General features: G+C 60.1%; 10 protein-coding genes. 6 read left to right on the top strand and 4 right to left on the bottom strand.

Annotated features, from left to right (window positions below):
• From CAI21_RS24290 to CAI21_RS20430, 3 genes are all read left to right on the top strand, one after another.
• Positions 1-262: hypothetical protein (locus CAI21_RS24290; RefSeq protein WP_220348940.1), on the top strand; the 262-nt coding region annotated here is incomplete at its 5' end.
• Between the two features lie 107 nt (positions 263-369).
• Positions 370-750, top strand: a complete 381-nt coding sequence (locus CAI21_RS20435; protein ID WP_181919724.1) for a DUF2931 family protein — start codon at positions 370-372, stop codon at positions 748-750.
• 54 nt (positions 751-804) lie between these two features.
• Positions 805-1,263, top strand: coding sequence for a hypothetical protein (locus CAI21_RS20430; RefSeq protein WP_116303991.1), 459 nt, complete (start codon positions 805-807; stop codon positions 1,261-1,263).
• A 27-nt stretch (positions 1,264-1,290) separates the two neighbouring features.
• Here CAI21_RS20430 and CAI21_RS20425 read toward each other — a convergent pair whose 3' ends face one another.
• From CAI21_RS20425 to CAI21_RS20415, 3 genes are all read right to left on the bottom strand, one after another.
• Positions 1,291-2,610, bottom strand: a complete 1,320-nt coding sequence (locus CAI21_RS20425) for a PhoH family protein (RefSeq protein ID WP_116303990.1) — start codon at positions 2,608-2,610, stop codon at positions 1,291-1,293.
• 37 nt (positions 2,611-2,647) lie between these two features.
• The gene (locus tag CAI21_RS20420; protein WP_116303989.1) at positions 2,648-3,121 is read right to left on the bottom strand and encodes a peroxiredoxin; all 474 of its coding nucleotides are present in this window, start codon (positions 3,119-3,121) and stop codon (positions 2,648-2,650) included.
• 78 nt (positions 3,122-3,199) lie between these two features.
• Positions 3,200-3,730, bottom strand: coding sequence for a glycine cleavage system transcriptional repressor (locus tag CAI21_RS20415; RefSeq protein ID WP_116303988.1), 531 nt, complete (start codon positions 3,728-3,730; stop codon positions 3,200-3,202).
• Between the two features lie 206 nt (positions 3,731-3,936).
• Between CAI21_RS20415 and dapA the strand changes: the two genes are divergently transcribed.
• The 3 genes from dapA (at position 3,937) to purL (ending at position 9,374) form a co-directional block, all read left to right on the top strand.
• Positions 3,937-4,812, top strand: a complete 876-nt coding sequence (gene dapA, locus CAI21_RS20410) for a 4-hydroxy-tetrahydrodipicolinate synthase (RefSeq protein ID WP_116303987.1) — start codon at positions 3,937-3,939, stop codon at positions 4,810-4,812.
• A 10-nt stretch (positions 4,813-4,822) separates the two neighbouring features.
• Entirely contained in the window at positions 4,823-5,410 is a 588-nt protein-coding gene (gene bamC, locus CAI21_RS20405) for an outer membrane protein assembly factor BamC (protein ID WP_220348938.1), read from the top strand.
• A 70-nt stretch (positions 5,411-5,480) separates the two neighbouring features.
• A complete protein-coding gene (purL, locus tag CAI21_RS20400) occupies positions 5,481-9,374 on the top strand; it encodes a phosphoribosylformylglycinamidine synthase (protein ID WP_116303986.1) in 3,894 nt (1,297 codons plus the stop codon).
• A 41-nt stretch (positions 9,375-9,415) separates the two neighbouring features.
• On the opposite strand, the gene CAI21_RS20395 is transcribed toward purL, so the two are convergent.
• Positions 9,416-10,297, bottom strand: coding sequence for an ATP-binding protein (locus tag CAI21_RS20395; RefSeq protein ID WP_116303985.1), 882 nt, complete (start codon positions 10,295-10,297; stop codon positions 9,416-9,418).
• Positions 10,298-10,381 lie beyond the last annotated feature (84 nt).

The raw sequence follows: 10,381 nt of genomic DNA, 5'->3' as shown, positions 1-10,381 counted from the left end.
GTACCGGGAGTACATCCACCACTCCCATCAATACCACCGACCGGAGCTGGTCACCGGCAACGGCTGGCGAGAGGATCTGGCCAACGTGGTCAATAGCAATGCGCCGAACGCGGGGGGCGCGAGATTTTCCCCAACGCCCCGGACCGAGGTAACGCGGCGGACGATTTCTGGTGGCGGCCAAGGGCCTATACGGGCTGGAGACGCGTACGATGACGAAACGGGTGAGTCTGGTGATCCTGGCGCTAAGTCTCTTTTTGCTTAGCGGCTATGTGTACTACCAAGCGGGGGCGGATCGTAGCTTCGATGTGAGCATCTCCACCCGCGCGGGAACGAGATTTTGGTCGAGAAGCTGCTGTTTGACGATACGTGGTGGGCGATGGGGGGCGGATCAGTTGTTGCTGGCAGTCCGTGAGCGGTGGCAGCACCCTGATTTTCGAACGCCCGGCTCCGAAAACCCTCTACGTGCGTTGGCGGCAGATTGAGGAAGAGATCCTCTACGAGGCCACACTGGAGTTGGCGGCGGATCTGGCCAAGCAAATGCGTAACCTCCCCGAGTACACTTGGATATCGAGTGGCGAGCAGGGGCGGGAAGAACATTTGGTGGTCGGCATGGAGGCGGACGGCGGGGTGACGGTGTGGCTGACGAACGCTCGCTCAGATAATAATCGCGAAGGCCGTGTGTTCCAGGTGGTGGGCACCGGCCAAGCCGTGGGTCGCCACGAGCCGCTGCCGGACGCACCCTGGCGGTAGCGTCGCGGCGGCTATCTGCGCCACGTGCGGATTCTAGAGTAAATGGGGTGACTTATGCGTTCTGTGTTTTTCTTGCTTGCTCTGGCGGTTGCTTTTCCAGGGGCGGCTAGCGCCGTTGATACCGGTGCTCTGGAGCGCATGGTGACTTGCCGTGCCGACGCCGCCGGCCCGGAAGCGGAGACGCTGCGCGAGCGCTATTTGGCGGCGTCGGAGCCGCCCGATAACCCACATTTTTACCGACCTTCGGTGCCAATGGACGTGTTCGGCGCCGAGGTCGCTTATGTCGGGTTTCGAGGCTATGACATGGCTTTCGGCCCCAATGTGGTGGTACATGGCGATATCGACGAGTTGACCCTGCGTATCGGCGAACATTTGGATTTGGAGCCTGAGGTGGCGGAGCCCTATCGCGTCTTCGACGTATCGTCGGCGCGGGATTACTTTGTCGCCCTCTATCCGCATGCGGGGGATGATGGCGATGTCGTGTTGCAGTGCGTTTTTGTGCTGTCCCGTTGAGCCGGCCAAGCGAAAGCTAATCGGCTGCTAGAGCGTCTCGGTTGCGTGGTCGGCGAGTCGGGAGCGCTCGCCGCGCTGTAAGGTGATATGCCCGCCGTGGCGCCAGCCTTTGAAGCGGTCGACGACGTAGGTGAGGCCGGAGCTGGTTTCGGTCAGATACGGCGTGTCGATCTGACTCAGATTGCCCATGCAGACGACTTTGGTGCTGGGGCCAGCGCGGGTGATGAGTGCCTTCATCTGTTTGGCCGTCAGGTTTTGCGCTTCGTCCAGAATGATGTAGCGGCTTAAAAACGTGCGGCCGCGCATGAAGTTCAGGGAGCGCACTTTTACCCGACTCTGCAAAAGGTCCTGGGTCGCGGCGCGCCCCCAGCTGCTGCTGCCCTCGGTTTGGGTAAGCACTTCCAGGTTGTCCATCAGCGCCCCCATCCACGGCCCCATCTTTTCTTCTTCTGTCCCCGGTAAATAGCCGATGTCTTCCCCGAGTGAGATGGTGGCTCGGGTCATGATGATCTCTCGGAACCGTCGATGGTCGAGGGTTTGCGCAAGGCCCGCGGCTAAGGTGAGCAGCGTCTTTCCGGTGCCGGCCGGCCCGAGCAGGCTGACGAAATCGATGTTGGGGTCGAGCAAGAGATTAAGCGCGAAGTTCTGCTCACGGTTGCGCGCTTGCACTCCCCAAACGGCCGCTTCGGAGCGGCGGAAATCTTCTACCGAGCTAACAATGGCCGTGCCGTCCGGGTTAACCTCCCGGACAATACCGTGGAAGCTGTCGTCTTCCGTGTAAAGGCACTGGTTTAAGTGCCAATTTTCGTCGTTCGGCAGCCGGAAGCCGTCATTGTAGGGCTGCGCTTTACGCCAGCAGTCGGCGGGAATAACGTTCAGACCGGAATAAAGCAGGTCCAGATCGTCGAGAACCTGGTCGCTGTGGTAATCCTCGGCATGGATACCGAGGACCGTCGCCCGAATCCGCAGATTAATGTCCTTCGAGACCAGCGTCACTTTGGCGTCGGGCCGCTTTTCCTGTAGATCTAGCGCGGTATCGAGCACGCTGCGCGCGCCGGGTGTGAGGTCGAAGAACAGGCGTCCCGCGGCCTCTTGCCCGAGCGGGAGGCCGCGCTCCAGATCCAAGGGGCCGGCATCGGCAAGCAACTGGTCGAGGAAACGGCTGACCTGGCGTACGTTGCGGGCTTCCTCGGAGAGTCCTTGTTTGGCGTGGTCCAACTGTTCGAGCACGACCATCGGCAAGTGTAGGTCGTGCTCCTGAAAGCGGAATAGCGCCGCTGGGTCGTGGATCAGCACCGAAGCGTCGACAACGAAAAACCGTGTACGCTGAGCGGCCGCTTTCGTCATAAATCAAAAACTCCCCGAGTTGCGGAAATCGTCGCCGTTAGGAGGCCAGTTCCTGCGTTGCGGCCAGGACGTCCTCGACGTGCCCCTTAACTTTTACTTTCCGCCATTCCTTGTGCAGTTTGCCGTCGGCGGCGATCAAGAATGTGCTGCGCTCGATCCCCATAACCTGGCGGCCGTACATGTTTTTCTGTTTGATAACATCGAACAGGCGGCATACGGCCTCGTCCTTGTCGGCAATCAGCGGAAACGGAAAGTCGTACTTAGCCTTGAAGTTTTCCTGCGCCTTGACGCCGTCGCGGGAGATGCCGAGGACAACGGTGTTCAAGGCGGCGAACGCTTCGTTTGCGTCGCGGAAGTCCTGACCTTCTTGGCTACAACCAGGGGTGTTAGCTTTCGGATAGAAAAACAATACGACATTCTTTCCCCGCAGCTCGGCAAGCTCGATCGTCTCGCCGCCGGTGGCTGGGGCGTGAAAGTTGGGTACCGCTTTTCCTACTTCGATTTCGCTCATCGTCGCTCTCGCTTTTGTCGTAAACAAACCGCTGGAGGTGTGGGGCGTTGCGTCGCTAGCGGGTATTCGCGCGACTGCTTATGACTTAACCGGTTCCATAATCGCGTCGAGGTTGAGGCGATCGCAGAAGTCCATGAATTCTTCCCGCAACGTGGCGATATGCGTGTTGGCGGGTACGTCGATCGTCATCAGTACCGAAAACATCGGCGTGCCGGTGTGTGCCGCTGCATAGCTCGCCGTCGATAAGTCGCGAATGTTAATGCTGCGCTTGGCGAAAAAGTTGGATAGCTGATGAACGATGCCCGGATGATCGACGGAGATGACCTCTACTGCGTAGGCCAATAAATCGCCGCGCCGCGTCGGGGCGTCGGTACGCTTTGTGTTGAGTAGCAAGCCAAGGCGCCTGCCTGCCTGCGGCAAGCTGCTTTCGAGTTTCGCGAGTTCGTTCCAGCGTCCCGAGACGAGCATGATGACCGCAAAGTCGCTGCCGAGTACGGTCATACGGCTGTTTTCGATGTTGCAGCCGCTATCGACAATGACGCGCGACAACTCGTCAACGATTCCTGGGCGATCTTCGCCGAGAGCCGTAACCACTAACAAATTTTGCATCGTGACCTATCTCGCCCGGCCTTGGTTTTGGGATGTATGAGGTAAGCTGGCCAGTGTAGCATGAACCGGTGTCGCTGCGATTTGTGTGAACCCTACTGCCTAAGTGGGGTCGGAGCAGGGGAAGCTGTTTTCTTTGCTCGCTTGTCAGTTGTGGGGCGCGCAAGTAGTATGCAGCCATTGTTTTCAATGGGGTGGAGACGAAGACGATGTTCCACGGCAGCATGGTCGCCCTGGTCACGCCAATGGACAGTGACGGCGAGGTCGATTACCCAGCGCTTGAGCGTTTGGTTGAGTTCCATGTCGATAATGGTACCGACGCTATCGTAGCCGTCGGTACTACCGGCGAGTCGGCTACGCTCGATTACGACGAGCACTTCGAGGTGATGCGTCGCACCGCCGAGTATGCGCGCGGCCGTATCCCCGTGATCGGCGGTACCGGCGCTAACTCGACCTGGGAAGCTATTAAACTGACGCGCTACGCGATGGAAGGCGGTTGCGATGCGGTGCTCTTGGTAACGCCGTACTACAACAAGCCGACTCAGGAAGGCTTGTACCAGCACTACAAGGCTATTGCCGATGCGGTGCCTATTCCCCAGATTCTTTACAATGTGCCTGGGCGTACGGCCTGCGATCTATTGCCGGAAACCGTACAGCGCTTAGCGGACGTGCCGAATATCGTCGGCGTGAAAGAAGCGTACGGCACGGTGCAGCGTGCGCGCGAAGTCATCGAGCGCTGTGGCGATAAGCTCGATGTTTACAGCGGTGACGACGCTATCGGTCGCGAAATCATCATGCAGGGCGGTAAAGGTATCGTTTCCGTTACGGCGAACGTTGCGCCGAAATTGATGCATGACTTATGTGCCGCGGCGATGCGCGGCGATATCCAAGAGGCGGAGCGCATCGATGCGCAGTTGGCCGCGTTGCATAAAGCGATGTTCGTCGAGTCCAACCCCATTCCGGTCAAATGGGCCGTTGCCGAATTGGGGCTGATGGGGCCGGGGATCCGCTTGCCGATGACGCCGCTGCCCGAGCAGCATCATGAGACGGTTCGTCAGGCGATGAAACTGGCTGGAGTTCTTTGAGGTGAGGCACGTGCGATACGCGCTTGGCATAGTGGCGATTTTAGGTATAAGCCTGGCGAGCGGGTGCGGTGTGTTCCGGGGCGACCCGGACCCGGCTCAGGAGCGTGCCGAGCGCTTACAGCAGCCGCCCGTGTTGGCGCCGGAACGCGACGCGGCTGAACGACCGGGTTTAGCGCAACCTGAATCGATGCCGCCGGAGAACGGTTTGGCGGCAGAGCAGGAGACACGCTCCAAGCTTGCCGACGGCCCCGGCGAAGCGCCTATGTTGGTGATCGAGGAAGGCTTCTTCGAAGCGTGGCGCCAAGTTGGCACAGCACTCGATCGAGCCGGATTTACGGTCGAGGATCGCGATCGCAGTGCCGGCGCTTATTACATCCGGTATGATGTGCGGGCGGAAGAAGGCCAGCGCGAGCGCGGTTTCTTCAGTTTTCTCGCCTTTTGGCGCAGTGAGGAACCCGATAGCCTGCGACCCTATGTGGTCAACCTCTCCCGCGACGGAAGGCGGACTCAGGTCTTCGTAAGCGATGAAGACGGCGAGTACGCCGAACCCGAAATCTCCGAGCGCATATTGGTCCTGCTACAGGAACATCTGCGCTAACGATTCCCGTGTGCGGTGGGGTCGCGCCCCGCCGTGCGCTTCGCTTTTACTAGTCAGGTTACGAGAAACCATGCTACGCCTACGTGGTAAGCCCGCCCTTTCCGAATTTCGCCTGCAAAAGTTACTTGCCGCTGCGCAAGCGATTGCCCCTGAGATCGAAGCGATCGGTAGCGAATATCATCACTTTGTCGATCTGGAGCGAGCCTTAACCGCCGACGAGCAAAAGGTATTGGATCGCTTGCTCGACTACGGCCCGAACTTGCCGGCGCAAGCCGGCTCAGGCCTTAAGCTTCTAGTGACGCCGCGCCCCGGGACGTTGTCGCCGTGGTCGACCAAAGCCACCGATATCGCGCGTAATTGCGGCTTAAACGGCATTCGGCGCATCGAGCGAGGTGTGGCTTATTGCCTGCAAGGCGTTACCGATCAGCTGAGCGAACAACAGCTCGTGGCCATTAAAGCGCTTTTGCATGACCGGATGACCGAAGTTGTGTGGAGCGATGCCGGCGGTGTCGAAGGGCTCTTTAGCCAGGCAGCGCCCGCGCCGGTGGCGTCGATTGATTTACTCGGCGGTGGCCGGACGGCGTTAGAGCAGGCCGACCGAGAACTTGGTCTTGCCTTAGCCGAGGACGAGATCGATTACCTCGCGGAAAGTTATCGCCAGCTTGGACGCAATCCGACGGATGTCGAATTGATGATGTTCGCGCAGGCCAACTCCGAGCATTGTCGGCACAAGATTTTTAACGCCGACTGGATCATCGACGGCGAGCCGCAGGATAAATCGCTGTTTGCGATGATTCGCAACACGTATAACAGCCGTCCCGAGGGTGTTTTATCGGCCTACGCGGACAACGCCGCAGTCGCCGAAGGGAGCGAAGCCGCACGTTTCTTCGCCGACCCGCGCACGGGAGTTTATGGCAGTCGGCAAGAAGCGGTTCACCTGGTGATGAAGGTGGAAACCCATAATCACCCCACGGCTATTTCGCCGGCGCCGGGGGCCGCAACCGGTGCCGGCGGCGAGATCCGCGACGAAGGCGCAACCGGCCGCGGGGCAAAGCCAAAGGCCGGCTTAGTGGGCTTTTCCGTATCGAACCTGCGGATTCCGGAATGGGTACAACCGTGGGAAGAGGATTACGGCAAGCCCGCGCGCATTGCCTCGCCGCTGCAAATTATGCTGGACGGGCCGATCGGCGCTGCCGCCTATAACAATGAATTCGGCCGTCCCAATCTGCTGGGTTACTTCCGGGCCTACGAGCAGCGTGTGCCGGGCCCGGAAGGCGAAGAGGTGCGCGGTTACCACAAGCCGATCATGATTGCCGGCGGTGTCGGCAACATTCGCGCTCAGCACGTCGAGAAAGGCGTGGTACCGAGCCGCTCGCCGGTCGTCGTCCTGGGAGGCCCGGCGATGCTGATCGGCCTCGGCGGCGGTGCGGCGTCGTCGGTTGCCAGTGGCGAGGGCGACGAGGAGCTCGATTTCGCCTCGGTTCAGCGTAGCAATCCGGAGATGGAGCGACGTTGTCAGCAGGTAATCGATGCTTGCTGGGCCTTGGGCGAGGATAACCCGATCGTTTCCATTCACGATGTCGGCGCGGGCGGCCTGTCCAATGCCGTGCCGGAGATCCTCGACGACAGTCGGCGCGGCGGCAAGCTCGAACTACGCGCCGTGCCGAGCGACGATCCGAGCATGTCGCCGATGCAGATTTGGTGTAACGAGTCGCAGGAGCGTTACGTGCTGGCGCTGGCTGCGGACCGCGTCGAGCAGTTTGCCGCGCTTTGCGAGCGAGAGCGGTGTCCGTACGCCATCATCGGCGAGGCGACCGAGGACCGGCAATTGGTACTGGGCGACGGGCACTTCGACAACACGCCCGTGGATTTGCCGATGGAGCTTTTGCTCGGTAAACCGCCGAAAATGCTGCGGGACGTCAGCCACAAAACGTTTGATAAGCCGGAAATCGACTTTACGGCCATCGATTTGCGGGATGCGGCTTATCGTGTGCTGCGCTTGCCGACAGTGGCGAATAAGAGCTTCCTGATTACCATCGGCGATCGTACCGTCGGCGGTATGGTGGCGCGCGACCAGATGGTCGGCCCTTGGCAAGTGCCGGTTGCCGATTGTGCGGTGACGGTGGCCGATTATCGCGGCTATGCGGGCGAAGCTATGGCGATGGGGGAGCGAACCCCTGCCGCCGTTCTGCACGGCCCGGCCTCCGGTCGTATGGCCGTCGGCGAGGCGCTGACCAATCTGGCAGCGGCGTCGATTAGCGATCTCCGTAAGGTGAACTTATCCGCCAATTGGATGGCGGCGACCGGGCACGGCGGCGAGGATGCAACTTTGTTCGATACGGTGAAGGCCGTCGGCATGGAGTTGTGTCCGCGCCTAGGCGTTGCGATCCCGGTCGGTAAAGACTCCTTGTCCATGAAAACCGTTTGGCAGGAGGGCAAGGAGGCGAAGAGCGTTACCTCGCCGTTATCCTTGATCGTGTCGGCCTTTGCTCCGGTGGAGGACGCCCGCCGCACCCTGACGCCCGCCTTACGGCGCGACCGGGGCGAGAGCGAGTTGATTCTGATCGATCTCGGTAAGGGGGAAACTCGCTTGGGTGCGAGCGCACTCACCCAAGTGTACGGTCAGATCGGCCATCATCCGGCCGATCTAGACGACCCCGAGGCTCTGGTACGGTTTTTCAACACGGTACAGTCGCTGAATCGGGATGGACTTCTCCTGGCTTACCATGACCGCTCCGATGGCGGTTTGTTTACCACCTTGGCGGAAATGGCGTTTGCCGGTCACGTCGGCCTGGATGTTAACCTCGATCAGTTGGGCGAGCCGCTGCCGGCCTTATTTGCCGAGGAACTGGGGGCTGTGTTGCAGGTGCGGCGCGAAGACCGCGACACCGTGCTGGAGCGTTTCGCGGCTGCGGGATTGAAGTATCACACTCATGTTATCGGCGCTTTGCGCGACGACGATCGCTTGATTATACGGCAGCACCAGGTCGAGTTGCTCAACGAAGCCCGAGTCGATCTGCAGCGGGCATGGGGCGAAACCAGTTACCGGATGCAGGCTCTGCGCGATAACTCCGACTGTGCGCAGGAGGAATTCGACGCTCTGCTAGACGCCAACGATCCGGGGTTGCACGCCAGCTTGAGTTTCGATCCTACCGAGGATGTGACGGCACCGTATGTTAATAGCGGTGCCAAGCCTCGTGTAGCCGTGCTGCGAGAGCAAGGCGTCAACGGCCAAGTCGAGATGGCAGCGGCCTTCGATCGCTCAGGATTCGAGGCGCACGATGTGCACATGAGCGATATCATCGCCGGGCGCGTCAAGTTAGGCGATTTCGCCGGCTTGGTCGCTTGCGGCGGATTCTCCTACGGCGACGTGTTGGGTGCCGGCGGCGGGTGGGCTAAATCGGTTCTGTTCAATCCGCGGGCACGCGACGAGTTCGAAGCGTTTTTTAATCGTGGCGATAGCTTTGGCTTAGGCGTATGCAACGGCTGCCAGATGTTATCGAATCTGCGGGAGCTGATTCCTGGTACTGAACTATGGCCGCGCTTCGTCCGCAATCGTTCGGAGCAATTCGAAGCCCGTTTGTCGATGGTTGAGGTTTTGCCGTCGCCGTCGCTTTTCCTCGCTGGAATGGAAGGCTCTCGGATGCCGATCGCGGTAGCGCATGGCGAAGGGCGAGCTGAGTTCGACGGCGACGCCGGGCCGCGTAAAGCCCTGGCGGCCGGGCAGGTGAGTCTGCGTTATGTCGACCACTACGGGCGTGAAGCGAGTCAGTACCCCTTCAACCCTAACGGTTCGCCCTTAGGCATTACGGGGCTGACTAATACCGACGGCCGTTTCACCATCATGATGCCGCACCCGGAGCGGGTGTTCCGGGCGGTACAGCATTCCTGGTGTCCGGACGAGTGGGCGGAGGATGGCCCGTGGTTGCGCTTGTTCCGCAACGCTCGGGTGTGGATCGGCTAAGGCTTGAACGCAGGCGGGGTGGCGTTGCCGCCCCGCCGTGCCTACTCGGCGCCGGTCAGCGCCGTCCTTCCCGCCCAATCGCGCGCGAATTGCCAGGCTACCCGTCCGCTGCGGGAGCCGCGGGCCAGCGCGAAACGCAGCGCCTCGGCCCGGATCTCAGCGCCTGCTTGTTGCGTTTCCACTCCGAGCCGTTCCAGCCAGCCGAACACGATATCCAGATAGGCATCCTGATCGAACGGATAAAAGGATACCCACAGCCCGAAACGCTCCGATAAGGAGATTTTCTCTTCGACGGCTTCGCCGTGATGAATCTCGCCCTCGTAGATTCGAGTCTGCTCGTTATCGGCCATGTACTCCGGCAACAGATGGCGGCGGTTCGACGTTGCGTAAATCAGCACATTGTCGGGCGCGGCGCTCAACGAGCCGTCCAGTATCGCTTTCAGCGTCTTGTAGCTGGGGTCGTCGGCTTCGAAGGAGAGGTCGTCGCAGAACAAAATAAAGCGCTCGGGCCGTTTTTCCAGAAGGTCGATAATGACCGGAAGTTCGACCAAGTGCTGCTTATCTACTTCAATGACTCGCAGTCCCCGTTCGCTATATTCGGTTAGCAAGGCTTTGACGAGCGACGACTTGCCGGTGCCGCGGGAACCCCATAGCAGAGCGTTATTGGCTGGAAGACCGGCGAGAAACTGCCGTGTGTTTCGGTCCAACAGCGTTTTCTGCCGCTCGATATTGTGTAGTTCGCTCAGTCGGATGCGGTGGGGGCGGGGGATAGCGCGCAAGAACCCGCCGCTTCGTCGCGGTTCCCACCTGAAAGCGGGAGCAGACCAGTCTATGCTTGCAGGAGCAGGCGGGAGAATACTTTCCAGCCGCGATAGTAAATCCTCGGCCCGGCTGACAAGATGATTGAGTTTTGTGCTGTCCACAAGTACTTGCTCCAATACCGTCTTGGCCGCGATAGTAGCAAAATCGCAGTCGGCGTTCCCTTCACGAGGTGAGTCGGTTGCTTA

The sequence above is a fragment of the Alkalilimnicola ehrlichii genome, assembly GCF_003399765.1.
Classification (GTDB): Bacteria; Pseudomonadota; Gammaproteobacteria; order Nitrococcales; family AK92; genus AK92.
Note: the sequence above shows the minus strand (reverse complement) of the source record. Positions and strands in the feature narration are given on the sequence as shown.

What these genes read in the sequence shown, in the direction of transcription:
- purL (WP_116303986.1), top strand. Translation starts at nt 5,481, where the DNA reads ATGCTACGCCTACGTGGTAAGCCCGCCCTTTCCGAATTTCGCCTGCAA.
- CAI21_RS20425 (WP_116303990.1), bottom strand. Translation starts at nt 2,610, where the DNA reads ATGACGAAAGCGGCCGCTCAGCGTACACGGTTTTTCGTTGTCGACGCT.
- CAI21_RS20420 (WP_116303989.1), bottom strand. Translation starts at nt 3,121, where the DNA reads ATGAGCGAAATCGAAGTAGGAAAAGCGGTACCCAACTTTCACGCCCCA.
- dapA (WP_116303987.1), top strand. Translation starts at nt 3,937, where the DNA reads ATGTTCCACGGCAGCATGGTCGCCCTGGTCACGCCAATGGACAGTGAC.
- CAI21_RS20415 (WP_116303988.1), bottom strand. Translation starts at nt 3,730, where the DNA reads ATGCAAAATTTGTTAGTGGTTACGGCTCTCGGCGAAGATCGCCCAGGA.
- CAI21_RS20430 (WP_116303991.1), top strand. Translation starts at nt 805, where the DNA reads ATGCGTTCTGTGTTTTTCTTGCTTGCTCTGGCGGTTGCTTTTCCAGGG.